Below are 24,676 nucleotides of genomic sequence, written 5' to 3' on the forward strand. Positions count from 1 at the left end.
AGACCCGGCTCGCTTTGACCGATTTCAGCGAGGAACATCTTCTTGTCTTCCTCTTCCATATCGGCCATTTCGGCTTCCATCTTGGCGCAAATCGCCACCACCGGCGCGTTTTGCGCCTTGGCGTAGGCGGTCAGGCGGTCCAGGAACGGGTTGTTCTCGAAGCCATCTTCGGCCACATTGGCCACAAACATGGCGGGTTTGGCGGTGATCAGGAAAAACTGGGTGAGCAGTGGTAACTCTTCTTTGCTGAAGTCGAGCGTGCGGACCGGCTTGGCTTCGTTCAGCGCAGCCTGGCATTTTTCCAGGATAGCGACCAGCTTGATGGACTCCTTGTCGCCCGAACGCGCGGTCTTGGTGACGCGGTGAAGGGCTTTTTCAACAGCCGTCAAGTCGGCCAGACACAGCTCAGTCTGAATCACTTCGATGTCAGAGATCGGGTCGACCTTGCCGGCGACGTGAATCACGTTGTCGTCTTCAAAGCAGCGCACCACGTTAATGGTGGCGTCGGTTTCGCGAATGTGTGCCAAAAACTTGTTGCCCAAACCCTCGCCGGTGCTGGCACCTGCCACCAAACCAGCGATGTCCACAAACTCCACAATCGCGCGCTGCACCTTTTGCGGGTTCACGATCAGGGACAGCGCATCAAGGCGCGCGTCGGGCACTTCGACGATGCCCACATTGGGCTCAATAGTGCAAAAGGGGTAGTTTTCAGCCGCAATGCCTGCCTTGGTCAGGGCGTTAAACAGGGTCGATTTACCGACGTTTGGAAGACCAACGATGCCACATTTCATGAAATTTATCCTTAGAAATCAACCCCTTTTGCACATCGCGCCCCATGTGGGCATCGTCGAAGTGCCTGATCCGCACCATGCAAGACCGGACAGCAAAAAACAAAACCGAGTGAAAACACGTCGAATTGCTGAGGAATTTGTCCTCGTTTTGCCTAGGGGAAACTGATACCGATTGTACTGATCAGCGAATCCTTGCTGCTTAAAACTAAAGCAAGGGACGGACGCATCCTGCGCGACCGTATGTTGATCAATCGGGAGTGGCCCTGTCCGTCATGCGATGTTGACAAAAAACGCTCCCCGAGAACTGAAAAAGCCAGACTTAAAAGTCAGGATCTTGCCAAAGAAGATCAGGCCAAAAACTTACTCCAAGTTCCGATGTTGTGAACATTCTGGTAACCATTCTTCATTAGCAATAGTTTTGCCATGCCACTTCTTGTCCCGCTGGCACAGCAGAGAACAACCGGGGAAGACTTGGGTATTTCTGCCAGTCTGTTTCCCAACTCCTGAAGGGGGATATTTATGGTCCCAGGTGCGTTGCCATTTGCAAATTCCCCAGCCGATCTAACGTCGATAAATAGTGCGCCATTTTTCTTAAGTTCCGGCAGCATAGCGACGACTCTTTTTGAATTCCACCACTTGTAGGCAAACCAAAGTCCCAGGGCCATGATGGGCCAATACTTTTCAAACACACCCAGGAAATCCATATAACTCCTTGATAAACAGATTGGGTGCAGTATCGGCGAATGCCCGAATGCCCGAACGCTCGAATTTTTCAATTGCCAACTGTTTAAAGGTGTTTCAGCTGCATATATTCGCAGCTTTAGTTACAACGGGGTGATGCGGCTCTTGTACCCGCCTTTTCAGGCGCGTGTAGTTTTACTTGCCAAGGTTTAACCGCTGATTTCCAAAGAGGGCTCTTTTGAAAGACTTTTTAATTCTGAAATGGTGTCTCGCATATCAGCCCGCAATTGACTGGAAAAAGAGGGGATGTGACGCAACGAAGTTGTGAGCAACTCTACCGCTTCATTCAGTTGCGACTCTGTGATTGCGTATCTAATGGTGTTGTCATCCGAGTTCATTTTATTTATCCATGTGGTGTAAATTTTTGAACCGTCATTTGCAAACCAATGCCAATGCAACGGGAAACAAATATTGAACTCTCACGCGGCAAGAATCAATTGACAAAACGCAGGTTCAACACATAAATCAAAACCTGAAACTAATTTTTTTCCGTGTGTCAGCGCCGAACGAGGGCTTTAGATGCCTCCTACAATTCCGGGCATGACTCAACCCCTTGATATTTGCATACGCGGCGACGGCATTGTGGGCCGCACACTGGCTCTTTTACTAGCTCGGGACCGCCTCCGTGTAGGCTTGGTTTCCTCGTCTGGCGCCGCTGCAAAGAGCCCGGCACCCAGCTCGGGCGATGTGCGGGCCTATGCCTTGAACGCCACATCCAAAGCCCTGCTGGGCTCACTGCGCTGCTGGCCCGACGCCGAACACGCCACCGAAGTGCTGCACATGCAGGTCAGGGGCGATGACGGCGGCGAAGTCAACTTTAGCGCCACCGAACTGGAAGTGCCCGGCCTGACCTGGATTGTGGACGTTCCGGTTTTAGAGGCTCAGTTGGCCGAAGCGGTGCGTTACCAGCCCCAGATCGAAGTACTGGAAGCCCCCCAGTCCGCCACACTCACCGTCATCTGCGAAGGCAAAGCCAGCCGCACCCGGGCTGAGTTCGGCATTGATTTCGAAGTGGCCCGTTACCCCCAAAGCGCCATCGCGGCGCGGGTATTGTGCGAAACACCTCATGCCCAAACTGCACGTCAGTGGTTTACGCAAGACGAAATTCTGGCTTTTTTACCCTTGGATGGGCCCCAAGGGAACTCTGTGGCTGTGGTTTGGTCAGTACAACATGACCGGGTGGCGTCATTGATGGAGGCTAGCCCGGTTGAGTTCTGCCAGCAATTGGCTGAGGCCAGTGAAGGCTGCTTAGGTAAGCTCACACTCATCAGCGAACGCGGCGCTTGGCCGTTGCAAAAAGCACAAGCGGATCGCTGGTCGGGCACCCAGGACGGCAAGGCATGGGCCTTGGCGGGTGATGCGGCGCACAACGTGCACCCACTCGCCGGACAGGGGCTGAACTTGGGTTTAGGTGATGTGGCGGCACTCGCGAAAGTTTTGCACGAGCGCGAGTACTGGCGCCCCGTTGGGGACGAAAAGTTGCTGCGACGCTACGAGCGCTCGCGCAAGGCAGAAGTCGCCACAATGGGCGCCACGATGGATGGCTTGCAACAGTTGTTTGCACAGGATGGCGCACCTTGGGCAACGGTGCGCAACTGGGGCATGCGAGGGTTTGAGCGCAGCGGCCTGGTCAAACAATGGGTCGCGCGGCAGGCCATGGGTTTTAAATAATGAATGGAATGTTGATGAAAATTTTGAACACCACGGTGATTGCCGCCAGTCTTCTGGCCTGCTTGAGTGCCAGCGCGCAGGAGGCCACCATTCGCAAGAACCTGGGGGAGCGCATTCCTCAACTGCAAAAAATTGATGAAGTGACCGAGAGCCCGATGCCCGGTCTTTTTGAAATTCGCGTCAACGGTTCAGAAATTTATTACACCGATGCCAAGGGCAACTATCTGGTGCAGGGCAACCTGATTGACACCAAACAGCGTCGCAACCTGACCGAAGAACGGGTGGACAAGTTAACCGCTATCAACTTTGACTCGCTGCCCTTGAAGGACGCCTTCACCATCGTGCGTGGTGATGGCAAGCGCAAGCTGGCGGTCTTTGAAGACCCCAATTGCGGCTACTGCAAAAAGTTTGAACGTGATCTGCAAAAAGTGAACAACGTGACGATTCACATGTTCCTCTACCCCATCCTGAGTGCCGACTCCACCGACAAGTCCAAGAACATCTGGTGCGCCAAAGACAAAACCAAAGCCTGGCAAGACTGGATGGTTCGGGACCAGATGCCTAAAACGGCAAGCTGTGACGCGACGGCCATCGAACGCAACGTTGAGCTCGGGCGCAAGTACAAGATCACAGGGACGCCCACCCTGGTCTTCGTCGATGGCTCACGCGTGCCGGGTGCGGTTGGCGCGGATGAAGTCGAGAAACGCCTGACCGCCGCCAAAAACTGATGGCCACCGCTGCTGTCGCCTACAAAGTGCAGGTACACAGCCTGCATGCGCATCTTTTTTCAGTCACGCTGACCATTGCGAAACCGGCAGCGTTGCAACGGGTGAGTTTGCCGGTGTGGATTCCGGGCAGCTACCTGGTGCGAGAGTTTTCCAAGAGTTTGCAGCGACTGCAAGCCCGTCAAGGCGTCAAAAAAGTTGAATTGAACCAACTTGACAAATGCAGCTGGCAAGCCCTGTGCATCCCCGACCAGCCGCTGGTGCTGACCTACGAAATTTACGCCTTTGACAACTCGGTGCGCACGGCCTGGCTCGATACCCACCGTGGCTTCTTCAATGGCACCAGTCTTTTTTTGCAGGTTGAGGGCCAGGAAGACACCCCCCATGCACTGACCCTGGTGGCCGGCAAGACTTTGCCGGGCTGGCAAGTCGCCACCGGATTGCCGCCGCAGAAAATCTCCAAAAACGGCTTCGGCACCTACCTGGCCGGCTGTTATGACGAACTGGTCGATTGCCCGGTAGAAATGGGCAAGTTTTGGTCTGGCACATTTGTGGCATGCGGCGTCCCCCACCGGTTTGTCGTGGCTGGCGCGCCCCCCAGTTTTGACGGTGCGCGGTTGATGGCCGACACCCAGGCGATTTGCGAAACCGAGATTCGCTTCTGGCATGGTGCCAAAACGAGTGCTCGCGCCAAAAACAAAGCGCCTCATGCCTCTTACCTCTTCATGCTCAACGCCGTGGACGACGGCTATGGCGGACTGGAGCACCGCAACTCGACGGCGCTCATTTGCAACCGCAAAGATTTACCGCGACTGGACAACCCGGCGCTCAAGCCCAGCGCCAGCCAACCAGCCACCGTCAAACCCAAGTCATCCGAGGGTTACACCACCTTGCTGGGCCTCATCAGCCATGAGTATTTCCACACCTGGAATGTCAAGCGACTGCGCCCTGCGGAGTTCGCCCGGTATGACTACACCCAGGAAAACCACACTTCATTGCTGTGGTTTTTTGAGGGCTTTACCAGCTACTACGACGATCTGCTGCTGCGCCGGGCCGGACTGATTGACGATGCCACCTACCTGAAACTGCTCACCAAAACCATCAATCAGGTGCTGCAGACCCCGGGTCGCGAGGTGCAGACCGTCGCCCAAGCCAGCTTTGATGCCTGGGTCAAGTACTACCGCCAGGATGAAAACACACCCAACGCCACGGTCAGCTACTACACCAAAGGCGCCCTGGTCGCCTTGTGTCTGGATCTGACGCTTCGCCAAGAGGGAAAGACCACGCTCGACGCGGTGATGCGTGCCCTCTGGCTGCGCTGCCAAGGCGGGCCGATGACCGAAGCGGACCTGACCAGCGTGCTGGCCGAACTCGCTGGGCGGTCGTTTGCAAAAGAAATATCGCACTGGGTGCACAGCACGGCCGACCTGCCGCTCAAGCCTTTGCTGGAGGCGCAAGGCCTGACCGTGCTCGAAGAACCCGCCCAGATCGCCCAGCGCTTGGGGCTGCGAGTGACGGAGACATCAAGCATCCACCTCAAAACAGTGTTGCGCGGTGGCGCCGCTGAACACGCTGGATTCGCCGCCGGGGACGAATGGCTGGGTCTTGAAGTCGGCAGAGGCAAATCTTGCACTCGTTGGCGACTCTCCAAATTAGATGATTTGCTGCTGTATGCAGGAACGGCCACCCAAGTCGGCGCGCTCGTGGCCCGCGATAAGCGACTCATGACCCTTCCGCTCACGTTCCCAAAGACCATGAACACCTGGCGACTAACGGTGCGCGACAACAATCTGGTGGGCCTATGGCTCGCCACCCCCTGAACTGAAGCATGCCCCGTCATTTATGTATAGTTACTTTTTAGCCCCTTCCCGGAGAAACCCATGAATTTTGAAATGATCACCGTACGCACCGAAGCCGAAAAAGTGGGCATCGTCACCTTGAATCGGCCCAAGCAACTCAACGCCCTCAATGACCAACTGATGGACGAAATGGGTGCCGCACTGCAAGCTTTTGATGCTGACCCCAGTATTGGCTGCATGATCATTACCGGCAGCGAGAAAGCTTTTGCAGCCGGCGCCGACATTGGCGCCATGGCCACCCTGAGCTTTGCCGACGCCTACAAAGGTGACTTCATTACCCGTAACTGGGAAAAAATCCGTTCCATCCGCAAGCCCGTCATTGCCGCCGTCAGCGGCTTTGCCCTGGGTGGCGGCTGTGAACTTGCGATGATGTGCGACTTCATAATCGCGGCTGAGAATGCCCGCTTTGGTCAACCTGAAATCAAGCTGGGGATCATCCCCGGCGCCGGTGGCACACAACGATTGCCGCGCGCCGTAGGCAAAGCCAAAGCCATGGACATGGCACTGACCGGCCGCATGATGGACGCCACCGAGGCCGAGCGTGCTGGCCTGGTCAGCCGCGTGGTGCCACTGGAGAAGTTGATGGAGGAAGCGCTGGGAGCCGCCCTGATGATCAGCGACTATTCCCAAATAGCCACCATGGCCACGAAAGAATCCGTCAACCAGGCCTTTGAAGGCTCGCTGAACGATGGCATTCATTTTGAACGCCGCCTGTTCCACGCCTTGTTTGCCACAGCAGATCAAAAAGAAGGCATGGATGCTTTTGTGAACAAGCGCAAAGCAAATTTCAAAAACCTATAAACCACAGATGAACGCGCGTTTTAACTGGCTATAATTTGCCCCTGTTGGTGATATAGCTCAGTTGGTTAGAGCGCAGCATTCATAATGCTGATGTCGGTGGTTCAAATCCACCTATCACCACCACCCGATCATTTAAGACAGTCTCACAAGACCTCATAACCCGCCTTCTTCACTGGAGAGCGGGTTTTTTGTTGCCTCAAGTAATTTCACGGGGTAGCATGACATACCGTTAATTCAACGGTATCTACAACGGTACTTATAAAAATTTCCAGATTCAAGGGGAAAAGTACCGTTATCAAGGGTGAGCGATGGCACTGACCGATACATTCGTCAAAAACACAAAACACACTGGAAAACCCGCTGGCGACAAGCACACCGATGCTGGTGGAATGTACCTGCTGATAAAAGCCGCTGGCAAATACTGGCGTATGGATTACACATTTGGAGAGGGTCGCAATACGTTTGCGATGGGTGTGTACCCTGCTGTATCACTAGCAAAGGCAAGGCAACGGCGTGACAAAGCCCATGAGTTGCTAGCAGACGGCATTGACCCCAACGCTGCAAAGAAGTCCGAAAAGACGGCGAAGCTTGCAACGAACGGGAACACGTTCAAGGCAATCGCCCTTGAGTGGCATGAAACCAAGGTTAGCGGCTGGTCAACTGTCCACGCCGATACGACCATGGAACGCATGGAAAAAAATATATTTCCGTGGCTAGGTGCGCGACCCTTGACCGACATTGAAGCTCCCGAGGTACTGACCACGCTGAAAAGGATTGAAAGCCGTGGTGCGATTGATACCACCCACAGGGTTAAATCCATCATGAGTACCGTTTTCAGATACGCCATTGCAACCGGCAGGGCAATCCGCAACCCAGCGGCTGACGTGGGCGTGGCACTCAAAACGACTGTCAAGGGGCACCACCCAGCAATCACTGAGCCAAAACGATTTGCTCAAATGCTGCGCGACATTTACGCCTATTCCGGCAGCAACATCACGCGTGCGGCAGTCCTTATTCACGCCCTCACCTTTCAACGCCCAAACGAGATTCAGGGCATGGAGTGGGCAGAGATTGACCTAGACGCTGGTGTATGGGTCGTCCCGCCATCCCGAATGAAGGGCGTGCTTGAACGCAAAGCCCACGGCGACGCCCACACAATCCCACTATCCAAACAAGCCGTTGCTGTACTGCGCGACCTTCACCCACTGACCGGGCATGGTGTTAAGGTGTTTCCCGGAGAACGAGGTGAAGGCCGTTCAATCAGCGAGAACACCGCACGACAGGCACTGCGCAGCATGGGCTATACCGATCATGTGCCCCACGGATTTAGGGCGTCAGCACGAACACTAATCAGAGAGTCTCTGCACTATGACAAAGAAGTGATAGAACGGCAGTTAGCTCATGGCAGTGACGAAGCCCTAGGAGGTGCTTATGACAGAACGCAGTTTCTGGCAGAACGGGCAAAGATGATGCAAGCATGGGCCGACTATCTCGACAAGCTGCGCATAGGTGCGGACGTGATTCAGTTCAAAACAGCTTAAACGCCGGGAAGCACCTCAATGGCAAATGTGACACAAAATTTAGCCCAAGCCATAGGCACCTTGGAGGAAGGCGCAAAGCCCCTACTCACAATGAAAGACATAGTGAGACATTTCATCTCACAAATGACCACTTCGTGCCGTACACTATCACCATGATGCAGAGCATGCTCTGCGTTCATAACGTGATGTGGGGCTTGGCCCTCCATCCCACGATTCAATGCTCCTTGCGGCCTCTATGTGCAATCATGCACTCCGGTAAGGTATTGGATGGAAAACTGTAATGTTATCCATAACAGGTGACAACAGCCCAATTCGTTGGGGGAAAAACGTGAAGTGATAGCCCCGCAGATGGGGTGACAGTCCGCAAGGACTGGCAGTTCTGGCATAGGACTGCGGCGAGGCTCCAACACAAGGAGTTATCATGCCCAGATTTAATTTCGATACCCTGCCAAAAAGTGCATTCGCACGTCAGTCGCAGCTAGTTCAATCACCCGCAACACCAGCGGCCCCATTGCCTTTCTCTGCCGCAACGCTTTGGCGCAAGGTCAAAGACGGTAGCTTTCCCAAACCCGTTAAATTATCTGAGCGCGTTACAGCGTGGCGGGTCGGTGACGTTCGTGAGTGGATGAGCGGGGTGCAATCATGAGTGGCTATAAATGCGTTGGCTGTGAACAGGAAATTGAAACCATATATAGCCGGTTGGCCCCAACCACACCACCACCACGACCAATTGTGCTGACTGCTAAGTTATGCAAACCGTGTACGCACCGAATGGGCAATTCTGTAGGGTTTCGCAAAGCTGTTGAATCAAGAGCAATGAAATATGCAATTCGTGACTACCTGCCAGACCTTGTTTCTTTGTTAGGAGAACCAATAGAAAGGCTGCAACAACGGTGCGTCGAAAACTGTAAAGCTAGAGCAATCGAGCCTGATATGTGCGCGTTCTTAGACATGCTGTTTCAGCTACCGCATGGAACTTGCTTTAACGTGGAATCGGGGGCAACAAAATGACAGCCCATGAAAAAAGCCCCAAAGTGCTCGACACACTAGAAGGCTTACCTAAGTCCATCAACCATAATTTTACTACGGTGCCTAACGTATCGCCTAATTTTGATGAAATGCCAAACGAACTGAAGGAATTAAATCAATGGGTAGCGTGGAAATATGAACCTAGCCCCGGAAAGAAGCCCGGAAAGGTTCCATACAGCCCAAATGGGTGCAGGGCAAATGTGACCAATGCCAGCACGTGGGGGACGTATGAACAGATTGAAATTGAATATCTGTATGGCAACTATTCGGGAATTGGTTTCGTTCTTAATGGAAACGGCATTGTTGGCATCGACTTGGACCACTGCGTAATTGATGGACAGCCAACACCTGACGCAATGGAAATTCTAGAGAAATCGGGCTCAACCTACATTGAAATATCACCCTCAGGTACGGGGTTACGGGCCTTGGGTTATGGCCCACAGATCATTGGCACTGCTGGGGTAGAGAATGGCGTCAATACAGAACTCTATTCGTCAGGGCGGTATCTGACACTGACAGGTCGCACGCTAAAAAATGAGCCACTTGCACAGTTGCGAGAGTTCGCGGAATTGGCTGAAAAAATTCGAGGAAAATCAGCGTTAGTCAGTAATAGTGATGGCATTGATATGCCCCTGCCGGTAATGGATGACGTTGAAATGGCTGTTTTGAGCAGCGCAACAATGTACTTGGCAGGAACAGGGCACGGCGTTAGCTATCATGATTGGACAAATGTAGGACAGGCACTTAAAGCTGAATCACGCAATGGCCGTGAACCTGAATTACGAGCACTGTTTCTTGCTTATTCCCATGCCTGTGGCGGTTTCGTAAACGAAGCTGATGTACTGAAAAAGTGGGGGCAATTGAAAGGTACAAAAACAGGCAGGGGTGCAATATTCAGTAAAGCGACAGAACTTGGATGGCTCAATCCTGCGAAAGGTCGTGTAGTAACGAACAACAACCGGTACAAACTGCTGACGGGCACTGACCTACGCAACCTGCCGCCTATGGTGTGGCGCGTGCGTGACGTACTGCCTGCCGTGGGGCTGGCGTCTATCTACGGCCCCAGCAAGGCTGGAAAGTCGTTTCTATGCATTGATCTTGCCTGTGCCATTGTGGAGGGCATGGAATGGTTTGGGCACCGTGTAGAGGCCGCGCAAGTGGTTTACGTGGCACTTGAGGGCGAAGCGGGTTTCAAGCAACGGGCCGGGGCATGGGAGACAAAGAATGGGCGCGACCTGCCTGCCGGGTTCAACATGGTCATGCAGCCTTTCAACCTGACCACCGCACAGGACATTGCCGATCTCGCACATGTGGTGCCTCACGGTGCTGTTGTATTCCTGGACACTCTAAGACGTGCGGCCCCAACATCTGACGAAAACGCTAGTAAGGACATGGGTGAAATTCTTGAGGGTGCCAAACAATTAATGGTCGCAATAAATGGCCTAGTAATTGTGGTGCATCACACAGGAAAGAATGAGGCACAAGGGATGCGCGGTCACAGTAGCTTGCTCGGTGCGCTTGACGCATCACTGTCAGTAGTACGTAACGGCGACAAACGGTCATGGGCGTCAGACAAAGTGAAAGAAGGTTTAGATGGCGAGTCAACGCCATTCAAATTAGAAGTCGTAACTGTTGGTCTTGACGATAACAATGATGTGATTACGTCCTGTGTCGTGGTGTCTGATAACTCGCCGGTAACACGGACATTGGGAGACCTCAAATACCCTGTAACCGTGGTGTTGGAAACGCTCAAAAAGCTAATAGAAACGCAAGGTAAGCCGCCACCAGAGAAGGTCAAGAATGCTAATGGTTCACTTACTGACGGTTCGAACGTAGTGCCTCACGGTGACTTACGAACCGCTTGTTACCAAGCCGGAATTACAAAAAAGGAAACATCACAAACGGGCAAGTTGAAAGCGTTCAATCGGGCAGTGGACGTGCTGTTAGAGCGAAATTTAGTCGGATTATCAGACGGTTTTGCTTGGGTGAAGTGATCTGGACAATCCGGACAAATCGATACAAATGTCCGGGATACACCCAGACAGACAGGACACAACCCTTTAGGGTGTGTCTGTCCTGTCCGGTATCGGGCAGAGGTATCGCCATAACCTATACCCCTGCCCGAAATATCGCAAAAGTACAAACCCAGAGTCAACAAACCTTGATGCAGGCTTAACTGTGATTAAGACCACCTGCATGAAGCCCCACCATATGCTTGTTATTGTTGAGGGCACGCCTTTCTCAAATCTTCAAATCGATCAAATTCCACACGGGCTGGAGCAAAGAAGATTTGTGCAGTTCTGTCACCAATCCCGGCTTCATTTTTCATAAATCCTAAAAAACCTTCAATGCTTAAATCCATACCGCTGATAAGCGCTTTTTTAGCGATATCGAGACATGGTGGAGCTTCTAGGTTGGCTGCATCAGTTTTGATTGATTGAAGCGCAGCAACGGGTTGTGCTAATGCAATTCGACTTACAGATAAGGCAAGCTTTACCCCATCGTGCCACCTCTGATAAAGATCGTCTGTCGCTTTAAGCGATTTTGCATATTGGTCAATTTTTTTTCCATCCTCTTGACGCACCTTTAAAGCTGCGTTTTCAGTTTCTATTTTTACTAGTGCTTCAGATTTTTTATTTTCCTCAATAACTGTCAGTGCGTGTTCTTTACTTCGTTGTCGCTTGTTCGCAGAATAGTAATAAGCACTAATGCTTAAAATCAAAAGCACGGCCAGTATGTGGAATACGGTAATACCGCGTTGTTTCTTTTTCATATTTCCCCCTGTAGTGAAGATTCGTAAATCTTCCTTTGCTTTCTCTTGAACAGCGTTTCATGTCTACGAACCCTAACTTCTTAGGACCGAACACGACTGCCCCTTATTCATCTACTTACCGCAAGAACGCATTTCAGACAACTGTTGTGCATATTTACGTCGCTGCTCGTCGGTAAGGGTGATGCTGCTTGCGGATGTTTCGACACTTCTTATTTCGTGCGCCGATGGACACGGAACAGTACTTGTTTTCCGTCCTAACCCGCCAATCGCGTTTTGAAAGGACGTTACAGCACCATTGCTCATATAAACATACCAAGTCACAGAATCAAAATAATAAACTCGTTGCTGGGTTGCGCCACTCGCGGATGTAGTTGAATTGATGCTTTGCGGTAATCCAATTGATTGTTCTAACTCTGCGTATGTCATTCCGATAATCGGTCGTCGTTCGTTAATAGCTTCACGAATAGCAATTCGATTCTTGGCATCAGCATTGCGCTTTTGTTGCGCTTGAACATCTGCCCTATTTGGTTGCGTTGGCTGCATTGAGGGCATAACAATTAACGCCTTATCAGTTTCCGCACACGTGGTTTCTTGAAAACTGATTTTCCCGTCTTTGGAAATGCACTTGGTTATTGCCAAGGCATGTGTGATGCACATCACCAGACAAGCTGTGATGACAACTCTATTGATCATTGATCCTCCCTGTTGGAATCTATGGTACCCCCCGCACAGTCAATACCAGCCCGTGACTGGAAAATAATCGTTGCAGGGCACATACCCCTACCCACCCTGCCAGCAGGCACCGGGGGGGCTCCCACAGCTTCCCTCTACGTACGGGCATCGTAGAGCGCGTGTTTCGAGAGTTTTTGCGGTTTCAAAACATTGAATGTGCTTAATTTTTAAGCAACGCAGCGTTTCCGTGTCAAAAATTCAACGATAGGGGACACAAAAAGAATTGAAGGTACTTATAACGGTATTTTTTAAAAAAATATTCTCAGAACCTTTATTACACAAGGATTGCAGCCTGATTATCAATGGCACCTATCCCAAAAAATTTCAAAACCCGCAACAGTTCATGCTCTTGCGGGTTTTTTGTTTTCTGGATTGACCGATTCGGGTCGGCCGGTTCTGTTTTTAGCGGTCTGATGCCTTGGCCATCTGCTCGCCAAATCGCGTGACTTGGGTCAATAATGGTGACAAAATACCCCCTGATTTTTGCCGCTTGGGCTACTATCCTTTGACGGGAATGGTTGGCTTTTCTACCCGTTTCAGCAAGGAAATATTTTGCGCGTCACTAAATTCAAAATTTGGGTCCAACTCTTGGTCACTATTGGGGTGGCGCTACTTATTGTGTGGACCGGCGTGATTGTCTGGCAGGGGTTCGTTTACCGCGAAGCCGCACTCAAACAGGCGGGTGATTTCTCGCTCAGCATGCACAACGCCACCATGGCAGGGCTCACCGGCATGATGGTGACAGGTACAGTGGCTCAGCGAGATGTATTCCTGGACCAGGTCAAGCAGCTTGGCACAATTCGCGATGTCCGCGTCCTGCGTGGCGAAAGTGTCATCAAGGCGTTTGGCGCTGGCACTGCCAAAGACGACGGCAACCCGGATGAGCTTGAAAAACAGGTGCTTTCAAGTGGCAAGGAAGTCATCCAGGTGGAGTCTGATGGCAAGGGCGAATACTTGCGAACAGTGCGACCTGCATTGGCCATGAAGAACTCTCTTGGCAAAGATTGCACCTTGTGCCATCAGGTGGCGGAAAACACCGTGCTGGGGGTCGTGAGCATGAAAGTATCGCTGGACCAGGTCAACGCCAACCTGGCTGATCAGCGCTTGAAATCAATATTAGCGGCCCTCATCACTTGCATCCCGGTGCTGATGCTGATCTATCCATTCATTCGCAAAGTAATCACATTACCCCTTGAACGTGGCGTAGAAGTTGCGCGTGACATTGCAGCGGGCGACCTGACACAACAAATCACGGTGAACGCCAACAACGAAATGGGCTCGCTTCAGCAAGCCCTGAAAGACATGAACCACAGCTTGGTGAGAATCGTCGGCCAGGTACGGGAAGGCACAGAGACTATTTTCAACGCCTCCAGTGAGATTGCTCGCGGCAATCTGGACCTGTCCGAACGCACCGAACTGCAAGCCGGCACGCTTGAGAAAACTGCCGCTTCCATGCAGGAACTCACAGACACGGTGAACCAAAACACTGACAACGCTCGCCGCGCCAACCTGCTTGCCATGTCGGCCTCTGAGGTCGCCATCAAAGGGGGTGCCGTGGTCTCTCAAGTGGTTGAAACCATGGACTCTATCAATGCCTCTTCTAAAAAGATCGTTGACATCATCAGCGTGATCGATGGCATCGCCTTCCAGACCAACATTCTGGCCTTGAATGCGGCGGTTGAAGCAGCTCGCGCTGGCGAGCAAGGGCGTGGTTTTGCGGTTGTGGCGGCCGAAGTTCGCAGCTTGGCCGGGCGTTCAGCTGCTGCTGCCAAAGAGATCAAAACACTGATTGGCGACTCGGTCGACAAAGTCAGCGCCGGCAGCACCCTGGTCCACCAGGCGGGCAGCACCATGACTGAAATTGTGGACAGCATTCGCCATGTCACGGACATCATGGGCGACATTGCTGCCGCAAGCGTCGAACAGACCGCAGGAATTGAGCGGGTTAACAACGCGATCACCGAAATGAACAGCGTGACGCAGCAAAATTCTGCCCTGGTGGAAGAAGCTGCCGCGGCCGCGCAGTCACTGCAAGATCAAGCGGGCCACCTGGAGCAGGTTGTCAGCATCTTCAAACTCGAAGGGGTTCAAGTGGCAAGCAGTAGTCGCATGTCGCCCATGCGCATCAGCAACCGTTAACCTTCAAAATGCAATGAGGCCAACGCATGGCCTCATTGCACTCAAGTCTAGTCAAGTCACACAGGGACGCGCAAATCGTCCAGGTAATCTCGCCTGATATCAACGGAACACCGCACACCCAAGTTATCGAAATGCTGGCTTAGCCAGACGCGCGCATTGGCTTGGCCCAAATCGCGCAATGAATAAATCATGCTGGCATTCGTAGAAATTTTTGTAGAGGCAGAGAACGCCTCAAGCGCCTCGCCGCCGTCGATGCGGTGCATTAAAACGTCTTTGTAATGCGCAGGATCCAGCTTTCCCTCTGCCAGCAATCTCTTGACGAAATCAATCGCGCGCATCTCGGCAATCAAGCCTGCGTTGAAGGTCACTTCATTGATACGGTCCATGATTTGAGCGCTATTGGTTGGCAATTTATCGCGCTTGATAGGCGTGATTTGCACCAGCAAAATATCTCGACTTTTGCAGTCATAAATCAAAGGGTGCATGGCCGGGTTGCCAGAGTAACCGCCGTCCCAAAAGTGATCCCCCTCAATCTCGACGGCACGAAACGCCAAAGGCAAACAAGCCGAGGCCATGACGGCATCAGCGGTCAGGCGTTTGCCCGAAAACACCTCGGCCTTACCGGTTGAAACGCGCGTGGCCACCACAAACACCTTGAGTGTCTTGAGTCGGGCCAACGCCTCGAAATCGATCTGCTGCTCCAGAAACTGGCGCAAGGGGTTGATGTCAAACGGGTTGCTTTGGTAGGGCGACACCGCGCTGGACCAGAAATTGGTCATGGCATTGGCCAACACCGCGGTGGGGGATGTGTCGGTGGCATCCCGACCAAACAACATGTCAAATGGTGCCCGCTGTACTTCGGACAGGGCGCCCATGTGAACAATACCGTTCCAGAAATGGGTCAAGGCTTCACGCGCTTCCTCGCGCGGGTCCCCATTCACTTTGTCGCTGGCTTTGGCAAATCCTTGGGCCAGAGCCACCGCGTTCATTCCGCCGGCGCTGGTTCCGCTGATGCCTTCGAGATCGATACGCCCATCTTCAAGCAGGGCATCCAGCACGCCCCAGGTGAAGGCTCCGTGTGAGCCGCCACCTTGTAGTGCCAGGTTGATACGAGGTTTAGCACCTGATGAGGAACTGGAAGCGTAGTTTGGGGGAATTGAATTCATGCGCCAAGGGTAACAAGAATGAAAGTCTGTTTTATCGACTGTGCAATAGTATTCATTCACGTCAGCAATAACCTCGCCATCTTTGGCTATATCGACCCTTAATAAGTTGATACCAACAGGCCTTCCCGGACTAAAGTTCGCCTAAACAAGAACGATCCCAAGCAAGTCAATAGGCAAGGGGCCGTCTCACTCGTCAACCTGCCCTGTTCACCCCTTATGGCGCAAGGTATCGTTGCTCAACTGAGCGTAAGTGACTGATCTATAATCATTTTTTTAAGCCTCCTGCCTAACCCACAGCCTCTGGACCAATACCATGAACCGCTGCATTCCCCTGCCCTTTTTTCGTTTTTTGATGACCCTGGCCGTTGTCCTTCTCTGGACCAGCAGCGCATCCTTCGCACCAGCGGCGGCGCAAACGGCGCCTCGCCAATTTCCCCCGACCGCCCAACGCGGCATGCTGGTGGTAACGGCGCCACCGGAGTTGCTGATCAATGGCAAACCGGAGCGACTGTCGCCCGGCGCGCGCATCAAGGGCCCGACCAACATGATGGTGATGTCGGCGGCGCTGGTTGGCAGTGCTGTGCTGGTCAACTACAAGCGTGACGTACAAGGAATGGTCCATGAAGTGTGGATTTTGACCCCCGAAGAAGCGCTGGAAAAACGTGCCGGCATGGAGACCGTCACCAATATCGTTTTTGAGTCTGATGCCAGCCAACGCAAAACCGATGACGGGAAAACCCCGTTCAACCAACTGCCCAGGTATTCCGAGCGCTGACACCGCCTGGCTCAGCGCCTTCTTTGCGCAGCACCTGCTGCCCTGTTATTTATACCAAAATAGGCTCTAGCCCCCGTATTACCTGCGCAAGTAGCTATTATTTAAATAGCATTAAATTTGAGTTCCCCCATGTCCAAAAAAGTCTTTATCAAAACCTTCGGCTGCCAGATGAACGAGTACGACTCGGGCAAGATGGCCGACGTCCTGAAAGCCGCCGAGGGCTACGAACCCACCGACAACGTGAACGAAGCCGACCTGATTTTGTTCAACACCTGCTCGGTGCGCGAGAAGGCCCAGGAGAAAGTGTTTTCTGACCTGGGCCGCGTCAAACACCTGAAGAAAAAGGGCGTGCTGATTGGCGTCGGCGGCTGCGTGGCGAGCCAGGAAGGCGCCGCCATCATTGAGCGGGCGCCGTATGTGGACGTGGTGTTTGGCCCGCAAACCCTGCACCGCCTGCCGCAGATGCTGGCCGAGCGTTCGCTGAATAACCGCTCGCAAGTCGACATCAGTTTTCCTGAAATCGAAAAGTTTGACCACCTGCCACCGGCGCGGGTGGAGGGCGCCACGGCCTTCGTGAGCATCATGGAAGGCTGCTCCAAGTACTGCAGCTATTGCGTGGTGCCTTACACCCGGGGCGAAGAAGTTTCAAGGCCGTTTGAAGATGTGCTGGTCGAAGTGGCGGGTCTGGCTGATCAGGGCGTGAAAGAAGTCACGCTGCTGGGGCAAAACGTCAACGCCTACCGGGCCCGCATGATCGGTGATGCGCAATCACTCACCCCCGAGATGGCCGACTTTGCCACCCTGCTGGAGTACGTGGCTGACATTCCCGGCATCGAGCGCATCCGCTACATGACCAGCCACCCCAACGAGTTCACCCCCTCGTTGATTGCCGCCTACGACAAAATCCCGAAGCTGGTGAGCCACCTGCACTTGCCGGTGCAACACGGCTCAGACCGAATCCTGATGGCCATGAAACGCGGCTACACCGCGATGGAATACAAATCAACCGTGCGCAAACTGCGCGCCATCCGGCCCGACATGGCGATGAGCAGCGACTTTATCGTCGGCTTCCCCGGCGAGACCGAAGACGATTTCGGCAAGATGATGAAGCTGATCGACGATGTCGGCTTTGACAACTCGTTCAGCTTTATCTTCAGCCCGCGCCCCGGCACACCGGCGGCCAATCTGCCTGACGACACGCCGCATGAAGTCAAGCTGCGCCGTCTGCAACACCTGCAATCGGTCATCAACGGCAGCATCAAAAGCATCTCGGAAAGCCGACTGAACACGGTGCAGCGCCTGCTGGTGGAAGGCCCGTCCAAACGCGATGCCAGCGAGCTGATGGGTCGCACCGAGTGCAACCGCGCCGTCAATTTCGTCGGGCAGGCCGACCTGATCGGACAACTGGTGGATGTCAAAATCACCGAGACGCGCAGCTACTCCTTGCGCGGCGAAGTGCTGGCATCGTCCAGCGGTCCCCATTGAAATTTCTCCAACGATTTTCATTTCGGCAACTGCTGGTTCTGGCCTTCCTGTTGATTGCCGCCTTGCTGGGTGCGGCCTCTGTGCGGGCTCTGTATGCCCTTGAAGACCTCACCCTGCAAAGTCGCGACGGGGCCGCCCAAGCTCTGGAGTTGAGCCGACTGGCCCAGTCTTTGGGCGAGCGCAGCGTGACGATGGAACGCAGCGCCCGCCAGTCAGTGGTGCTAGACGACCGCGTGCTGCGCGGACGTTTTTCTGACGCCGCCAACGAGGCCACGCAAATCGTGAGCAACTTGGTTACTGAAGGCCTGCCGAGCAGCAGCATGCAGCAATGGCGCGCACAACTGCAATCCATTAACGGCCTGCTGACTGGCTCACCCGACACCGCGCTGGACCGGGAGCGCCAACTGGCGCAAGAGTTTCGCGAACTGGAGCACATCACCTCGACAATTGCGGGGCAGGTGCAGCAAACCATACAAAAGCGCAATAAATTACTCGAAACCCGGCTTGACGACAGCCAGCGGCATCTGGCGCAGCAAGTCATCGGGGCGATTGCCCTGGCCGTGGCAATGGCGCTGCTCTTTGGCATGGGGTTCACGCGGCCGCTGAACCGACTGGAGCAAGCCATCGTGGGTCTGGGTGAAAACCGGCTCGATCAGGTGATCACCATTCAGGGACCGGCCGACTTGGCGCTGGTGGGGCACCGGCTGAACTGGTTGCGCTTGAGGCTGGTGGAGCTTGACGCCGATAAATCGCGTTTTTTGCGCCATGTTTCCCATGAACTCAAGACCCCGCTGGCCTCGCTGCGCGAAGGGGTTTCACTGCTGGAAGATGGCGTGGCAGGCGCGCTCAACCCGGATCAACGCGAAATCGCGCACATCCTCAAACACAATACGGGCGTTTTGCAAAGCCAGATTGAAGACCTGCTGCGCTTCAATGCCGCGGCCTTTGAGGCCCGCCAATTGCACCGGCAAAAAACCGATTTACTCGCACTGGTCCAAGCCCAGGTGGACGACCAGCATCTGCAGTGGCGTGCGCGCGAGCTGACCGTGACCGTCAAGGGCGAACCGATCCGGGTAGAAATTGACCCCGAGAAAATCGGCACCGTCCTGGCCAACTTGCTCTCCAACGCCATCCGCTACTCGCCCCGAAACGGGATCATCACCCTGACCCTCAGCCAAGAGGACGGATTGGTCCGCATCGACATTGGCGACCAGGGCATTGGCGTGGCAAGCGCGGACCGCAATCGAATTTTCGAACCGTTTTACCGAGGTGAGCGCCAGCCGACCGACGTCGTGCGGGGCAGTGGCATTGGCTTGTCTATCGTGCACGAATATGTAGCCGCGCATGGCGGGCGTATAGAGTTGCTGTCAGACCCCCTCGGGGCCCACTTCAGAATTGAGATCCCCCATGTTTTCAAATCCTGAGTCTTTCATTTGTCGAGCCATTTTTCGGGTGCGAATTGGCGTTATTGCGGGCTGCGCGGCGGCCATTCTGGCAGGCTGTGGCACGACCCAGAATCACGCACCAACGCCTGCGATGAGTGCAAACCCCATGGAAGCGCTTGCTGCGGACTGCGCCAATGCCCCTGTGGTCCAACCGATCGAGATCATCCGGTTGAACACGCCTTTTGTCACCGAGGCCGTTGTCAGCATGCTGGCCTACGCCCAACAGGTCCGAGGAATGCCAGCGGCTGAATTAAATCAGGAAGTCAGCCGGCTTGGCAATGGTGCCGGGGCCGCCGAACAGTTGAAACTGTCGCTGGTGTTGCGCCAGTTCGCGCAATTGCCGGAGCTGATTCGCGCGCAAGAACTGCTGGCCCGCGTGCTGCTTGACACCGGCGCGCAAGCCCAAGCGCTGCACCCCCTGGCCCGTTTGTTGCAGTCGCAAGATGTCGACCGACGACGACTGGAAGAACTTCTCGAAAAACAAACCCAGCAAACCCACGAGGTGCAACACAAGCTGGACCAGACTCAGGAACGCCTGAACGCACTCAAGGCGATAGAACGCAGCCTCACAAACCGCTCATCTGCAGATAAATCATCGCCCCCCAAGACCCGCGGAACCGCCGCGCCAATGCCATGAGCACGAACCTGCCTGCCACACCAGCGTCTACAACGCCGCCCGGAAACGGCGCGCACCTGCTGGTGGTGGACGACGATGCCGACATGCTGCGCTTGCTGACCATCCGGCTCACCGCCGCCGGCTACCGCGTGAGCGCCGTCACCTCGGCCGAGGCGGCCATGACCCAACTCCATATCGAGCGGCCCCAACTGGTCCTCAGTGATGTGCGCCTGCCCGGCCGGGACGGTCTGGCACTGTTTGACGACATTCGGGCCCAGCACCCCTCTTTACCGGTGATTTTGCTGACGGCCCACGGCACGATTCCCGATGCGGTGCAAGCGACCGAGCGCGGCGTGTTCTCCTACCTGACGAAACCGTATGACGGAAAGAGCCTGCTCGACAAAATTGCACAAGCCCTCGCACTGAGCGCGCCCGCCCACTCGGTCAAAAAAGGGAGTTCGCACGCCTGGCAAGACCAGATCATCAGTCGCTCCAATCGCATGGCTGAAGTGCTGGCCGAAGCGCAGATGGTGGCCCAGTCGGACGCCAGCGTGCTGCTGCGCGGCGAAAGCGGCACTGGCAAGGAACTGCTGGCCCAGGCGATTCACCAGGCCGGGGCTCGCGCCAGTAAACCTTTTATTGCCGTAAATTGCGGCGCCATCCCCGAGGCCTTGCTGGAGTCGGAACTGTTTGGTCACGTCAAGGGCGCCTTCACCGATGCCGTGGCGAACCATGTTGGGCTTTTTCAGGCTGCCGATGGGGGCACGCTGCTGCTCGATGAAATCGGCGACATGCCTGCGGCGCTGCAAGTCAAGCTGTTGCGTGTCTTGCAAGAGCGGGTGGTGCGACCCGTGGGGTCAAGCCAATCGATTCCGGTGGACGTGCGCATCATCTCGGCCACCCACTGTGATCTGGAGCAGGCGATGACCGAGGGCCAGTTCCGGGCCGACCTCTATTACCGCCTCAACGTCGTCACCTTGATGTTGCCGACCTTGTCGGAGCGGCGCGAAGACATTCCCCTGCTGGCGAACCATTTCTTGGTCAAACTGGCGGCCAAGTACAAAAAACGCTTGAGCGGCTTCGCGCCGGAAGCCCTCAAAGCCTTGACCACTGCGGCCTGGCCGGGCAATGTGCGCCAACTTTACAACGTCGTAGAACAAGTCTGCGCACTGTCTGCCACGCCCTTGGTGCCACTGGCGCTGGTGGAACGCGCCCTGCGCTCGCCCAGCGTGCAGGTGCTGACCTTGGCCGAAGCCCGGCTGCGTTTTGAGCGCGACTACCTGGTGGGACTGCTCAAACTCACCGACGGCAATGTGGCCGATAGCGCCCGCTTGGCCGACCGCAACCGGACCGAGTTTTATCGACTGCTGCAAAAGCACGAGTTGACACCTGGACGTTTCAAGACCGACAACAGCGCCACACCCGAAGCCGACGCCTTGAGTTGAGTCGCTCTTTAGCGACAGCCCTGAACCCTTGATTTCAAAGGGATTTCTACAGACCAGACAGGTTGCTGTCGTGGTTTGGCGACAAAAATCAGCGTTGCGGTCCGCATTTCAGTTGGATTTCCTGATTTTTGATTTCCAGAGACCTTCAAACCGTTGATTTACATAGGTTTTTTCAGGCTGGCATAGGGTTTGCACTAGGTAAGGAATGCCAGCCCTTAGCCACACCATTTTCAGACGCCGCAAAAGCTGCTTCTGTGCCAGAACGATCGCGCTGGTGGCTACTGTTTTAGGGACATTGCTGTGCGGTCAGGCTCAAGCCTGGGGCCTTGACGAGGTGGCCGTACTCGCCAAACAGCGGGCTCAGACGTCCTTCATGCCGACGTTGACCGAGATACCGAAGGAACTGTCCCAACTGGATTACGACGGTTACCGAGACATCCGCTTCAAAGCAGACCACGCCTTGTGGCACGCGGAGCAAGCACCGTTTGAACTTCAGTTTTTCCACGTCAGAAAAACCGAAGATGCAGTGCGCCTTCATGAGATCACCCCTGAAGGCGACAAGCCGATTGCCTACAACCCGGCCGACTTCAACTTTGGCCAGAACCAACTGGCCCCTCAGCTTTTTGGCGACCTCGGTCACGGTGGACTCAAGGCCCTGTTCAACCTGAACTCAGCCAGCCACAAAGACGAGTTGATCGTCTTTGCAGGCGCCAGTTATTTCCGGGCCCTGGGCACTGGCCAGCGCTACGGCCTGTCGGCCCGCGGCTTGGCCGTCGACATCACTGGCGGCACACCCGAAGAGTTCCCCCGCTTTACCGAGTTCTGGCTGGAAAAGCCCGCAGCCAATGCGAGTCTGCTCACTGTTTATGCGCTGATGGACTCCCCGCGACTGACCGGCGCCTATCGCTTCGACATCACACCGGGAGAACAAACGGTCACTGAAGTCCACACACGCTTATTCATGCGCTTGACCGACAAACCCGTGACCACGCTGGGTCTGACGCCCTTGTCGAGCATGTTTTTCTTTGGTGAAAACCAACCCCGCTCCGGCGACTTTCGCCCAGAGGTGCATGACTCTGATGGCCTGATGATCGCCACCGGCGACGGGGAATGGCTCTGGCGCCCGCTGCAAAACCCGTCTTCGACGCTCGTGACCTCGTTCAGCATGACTCGCCTCAAAGGCTTTGGACTGATGCAGCGTGACCGCGCCTTCAGCAGCTTTGAGGACACCGAAGCGCGCTACGAACTCCGGCCCAGCGCCTGGGTCACCCCGCTGGGCGACTGGGGTGCGGGCCGGGTGGAATTGCTGCAATTTTCCACACCCGACGAAACCAACGACAACGTTGCCGCTTACTGGGTGCCCGCCAAAATGCCGGCCCCAGGTGAATCCATCGATTTCGCATACCAGATTGCTTGGCAAGGCAAGCACCAGCAACTGCCCCCGAACGGCTGGGTCACGCAATCGCGTCGCGGGCGGGGCTATGTCAAAACCGCACAAGAAGCGCTCACCCCGCCCATCCAGTTCGTGATTGATTTCGCGGGCCCGGCGCTCGACTCCTTGCCCGATGACGCCGCCGTGCAAGCCATTGCTACGGCCAGCAGCAACGCCCGCGTGGTCGAAAGCCTTGCCTACAAGAACCCCGCCACGGGCACCTGGCGCATGACCTTGCGCGTGCAAACACTCAACCCGACGCAGCCCGTAGAGCTGCGCGCCTTTCTCCAATACCAGCAGCAAACACTGAGCGAAACATGGACCAACCTGATCACACCCTGACCCCCGGCAAGCCGCGCAGCACCCTGCGCGAAGAACGTCATCCCAACGCGGTCACTGCCCCCCCGATCAATCGCGGCAGCATGGCGCCACGACCCTGGCAAGGGTTCTGGAACAGCCTGACCGGCGCAGCACTTTCGCGCGCTCGCTGGCTGACGGGACGGGCTCAAGCCGTGGCACCGATCACGCGGGTCATCCCGGAAAAACTGGCGCCGTGGCAGCATGCCGCCCAACGCCGCCGGGCTGTTTTTATCCTGCTGACCGTGATCAGCACGGCACTGGCCACACGTCTGTTTACCGATATGCAGCCCGACTACGAGAACGCCTGGCTGCAATACGGCCAGGCCACTTTATTTGCCTTGTTGTCAGCCTGGGTGGTGACGGGTTTCATGACAGCGATGATGGGGTTTTACGTGATGCTGCGCGGCGACGCCCACAGCCTCTCCAGTAAAAAGGTTCAGCACCATACGCTGGATGCAACGACCCGCACCGCCATCATCATGCCGATTTGCAATGAAGAGGTGCGCACCGTGTTTGCCGGCCTGCGCGCCACCTGTGAATCGATTGCGCTAACTTCGCATGTGCGCGCCTTTGATGTGTTTGTGCTGTCGGACAGCAACGACCCGGCCATCCAGAAAGCCGAACGCGCCGCCTGGGAAGACCTGCGCGCCCAACTCGCCAGTTCGACGGGGCAGCCACAACTCGAGGTTTATTACCGCCTGCGCAAGCGCCGCTCGGACCGCAAGGCCGGCAACGTGGCCGACTTTTGCCGCCGCTGGGGCAAGGACTACCGCTACATGGTGGTGCTGGACGCCGACAGCGTCATGAGTGGCGACTGCCTGGTGTCCATGGTCAAGCTGATGGAAGCCAACCCCAAGGCCGGCATCATCCAGACCGCCACCCAGGCCATTGGTCACGTCACCTTGCACGCCCGGGCCCAACAATTTGCGTCGCGCGTGACCGGCCGCCTGTTCACGCTGGGTATGCAGTTCTGGCAAATGGGCGAGTCGCACTACTGGGGCCACAACGCCATCATCCGGATTGAACCCTTCATGCAGCACTGCGCCCTGGCGCGCATTGCCGGCACGGGGGGTATGTCGGGCAGCATCATGTCGCACGACTTTGTCGAGGCCGCCCTGATGCGCCGCGCCGGTTTTCACGTCTGGCTGGT

General features: G+C 55.2%; 20 protein-coding genes and 1 tRNA gene. 16 read left to right on the forward strand and 5 right to left on the reverse strand.

Going from position 1 to position 24,676, the window contains the following annotated elements; translation table 11 throughout:
• Positions 1-791: redox-regulated ATPase YchF (gene ychF, locus WCG50_RS09125; RefSeq protein WP_336899285.1), on the reverse strand; the 791-nt coding region annotated here is incomplete at its 3' end.
• Between the two features lie 347 nt (positions 792-1,138).
• Positions 1,139-1,495, reverse strand: a complete 357-nt coding sequence (locus WCG50_RS09130) for a rhodanese-like domain-containing protein (protein ID WP_336899286.1) — start codon at positions 1,493-1,495, stop codon at positions 1,139-1,141.
• 577 nt (positions 1,496-2,072) lie between these two features.
• On the opposite strand from WCG50_RS09130, the gene WCG50_RS09135 reads away from it, so the two are divergent.
• From WCG50_RS09135 to WCG50_RS09170, 8 genes are all read left to right on the forward strand, one after another.
• On the forward strand, positions 2,073-3,203 hold the full coding sequence (locus WCG50_RS09135; RefSeq protein ID WP_336899287.1) for an FAD-dependent monooxygenase: 1,131 nt from the start codon (positions 2,073-2,075) through the stop codon (positions 3,201-3,203).
• A 14-nt stretch (positions 3,204-3,217) separates the two neighbouring features.
• Positions 3,218-3,931, forward strand: coding sequence for a DsbC family protein (locus WCG50_RS09140; protein WP_336899288.1), 714 nt, complete (start codon positions 3,218-3,220; stop codon positions 3,929-3,931).
• Positions 3,931-5,748 carry a peptidase M61 gene (locus WCG50_RS09145; RefSeq protein ID WP_336899289.1) on the forward strand — a complete coding sequence of 606 codons (1,818 nt, stop codon included), beginning with the start codon at positions 3,931-3,933 and terminating at the stop codon, positions 5,746-5,748. The genes WCG50_RS09140 and WCG50_RS09145 overlap by 1 nt, the downstream gene beginning before the upstream one ends.
• Positions 5,749-5,808: 60 nt before the next feature.
• Positions 5,809-6,588 (forward strand): enoyl-CoA hydratase, encoded by a 780-nt coding sequence (locus WCG50_RS09150; protein WP_336899290.1) that lies wholly within the window; start codon positions 5,809-5,811, stop codon positions 6,586-6,588.
• Between the two features lie 46 nt (positions 6,589-6,634).
• A tRNA-Met gene (locus WCG50_RS09155) sits at positions 6,635-6,711 on the forward strand.
• 185 nt (positions 6,712-6,896) lie between these two features.
• A complete protein-coding gene (locus tag WCG50_RS09160) occupies positions 6,897-8,129 on the forward strand; it encodes an integrase arm-type DNA-binding domain-containing protein (RefSeq protein WP_336899291.1) in 1,233 nt (410 codons plus the stop codon).
• Positions 8,130-8,550: 421 nt separating this feature from the next.
• Complete coding sequence (locus WCG50_RS09165; protein ID WP_336899292.1) at positions 8,551-8,775, forward strand: AlpA family phage regulatory protein; 225 nt, start codon at positions 8,551-8,553, stop codon at positions 8,773-8,775.
• 361 nt (positions 8,776-9,136) lie between these two features.
• The gene (locus WCG50_RS09170) at positions 9,137-11,152 is read left to right on the forward strand and encodes an AAA family ATPase (protein ID WP_336899293.1); all 2,016 of its coding nucleotides are present in this window, start codon (positions 9,137-9,139) and stop codon (positions 11,150-11,152) included.
• 224 nt (positions 11,153-11,376) lie between these two features.
• On the opposite strand, the gene WCG50_RS09175 is transcribed toward WCG50_RS09170, so the two are convergent.
• Together WCG50_RS09175 and WCG50_RS09180 are read right to left on the reverse strand one after the other, a co-directional pair.
• The gene (locus tag WCG50_RS09175) at positions 11,377-11,931 is read right to left on the reverse strand and encodes a hypothetical protein (RefSeq protein ID WP_336899294.1); all 555 of its coding nucleotides are present in this window, start codon (positions 11,929-11,931) and stop codon (positions 11,377-11,379) included.
• Positions 11,932-12,042: 111 nt separating this feature from the next.
• On the reverse strand, positions 12,043-12,624 hold the full coding sequence (locus WCG50_RS09180; RefSeq protein ID WP_336899295.1) for a hypothetical protein: 582 nt from the start codon (positions 12,622-12,624) through the stop codon (positions 12,043-12,045).
• 642 nt (positions 12,625-13,266) lie between these two features.
• On the opposite strand from WCG50_RS09180, the gene WCG50_RS09185 reads away from it, so the two are divergent.
• The gene (locus WCG50_RS09185) at positions 13,267-14,802 is read left to right on the forward strand and encodes a methyl-accepting chemotaxis protein (RefSeq protein WP_336899296.1); all 1,536 of its coding nucleotides are present in this window, start codon (positions 13,267-13,269) and stop codon (positions 14,800-14,802) included.
• Positions 14,803-14,858: 56 nt separating this feature from the next.
• Here WCG50_RS09185 and WCG50_RS09190 read toward each other — a convergent pair whose 3' ends face one another.
• Positions 14,859-15,968, reverse strand: a complete 1,110-nt coding sequence (locus tag WCG50_RS09190) for a patatin-like phospholipase family protein (protein ID WP_336899297.1) — start codon at positions 15,966-15,968, stop codon at positions 14,859-14,861.
• A 313-nt stretch (positions 15,969-16,281) separates the two neighbouring features.
• On the opposite strand from WCG50_RS09190, the gene WCG50_RS09195 reads away from it, so the two are divergent.
• From WCG50_RS09195 to mdoH, 7 genes are all read left to right on the forward strand, one after another.
• Positions 16,282-16,743, forward strand: coding sequence for a hypothetical protein (locus WCG50_RS09195; protein ID WP_336899298.1), 462 nt, complete (start codon positions 16,282-16,284; stop codon positions 16,741-16,743).
• 129 nt (positions 16,744-16,872) lie between these two features.
• The gene (gene miaB, locus WCG50_RS09200) at positions 16,873-18,228 is read left to right on the forward strand and encodes a tRNA (N6-isopentenyl adenosine(37)-C2)-methylthiotransferase MiaB (protein ID WP_336899299.1); all 1,356 of its coding nucleotides are present in this window, start codon (positions 16,873-16,875) and stop codon (positions 18,226-18,228) included.
• On the forward strand, positions 18,225-19,652 hold the full coding sequence (locus tag WCG50_RS09205; protein WP_336899300.1) for a HAMP domain-containing sensor histidine kinase: 1,428 nt from the start codon (positions 18,225-18,227) through the stop codon (positions 19,650-19,652). The genes miaB and WCG50_RS09205 overlap by 4 nt, the downstream gene beginning before the upstream one ends.
• Complete coding sequence (locus WCG50_RS09210) at positions 19,636-20,310, forward strand: hypothetical protein (protein WP_336899301.1); 675 nt, start codon at positions 19,636-19,638, stop codon at positions 20,308-20,310. The genes WCG50_RS09205 and WCG50_RS09210 overlap by 17 nt, the downstream gene beginning before the upstream one ends.
• Positions 20,307-21,734 (forward strand): sigma 54-interacting transcriptional regulator, encoded by a 1,428-nt coding sequence (locus WCG50_RS09215; RefSeq protein ID WP_336899302.1) that lies wholly within the window; start codon positions 20,307-20,309, stop codon positions 21,732-21,734. The genes WCG50_RS09210 and WCG50_RS09215 overlap by 4 nt, the downstream gene beginning before the upstream one ends.
• Before the next feature lie 205 nt (positions 21,735-21,939).
• Positions 21,940-23,508 (forward strand): glucan biosynthesis protein G, encoded by a 1,569-nt coding sequence (locus tag WCG50_RS09220; protein WP_336899303.1) that lies wholly within the window; start codon positions 21,940-21,942, stop codon positions 23,506-23,508.
• On the forward strand, positions 23,484-24,676 hold a 1,193-nt coding region (mdoH, locus tag WCG50_RS09225; RefSeq protein WP_336899304.1), incomplete at its 3' end, for a glucans biosynthesis glucosyltransferase MdoH. The genes WCG50_RS09220 and mdoH, both read left to right, overlap by 25 nt.

The sequence above is a fragment of the Rhodoferax sp. genome (genome assembly GCF_037143375.1).
GTDB lineage: Bacteria > Pseudomonadota > Gammaproteobacteria > Burkholderiales > Burkholderiaceae_C > Rhodoferax.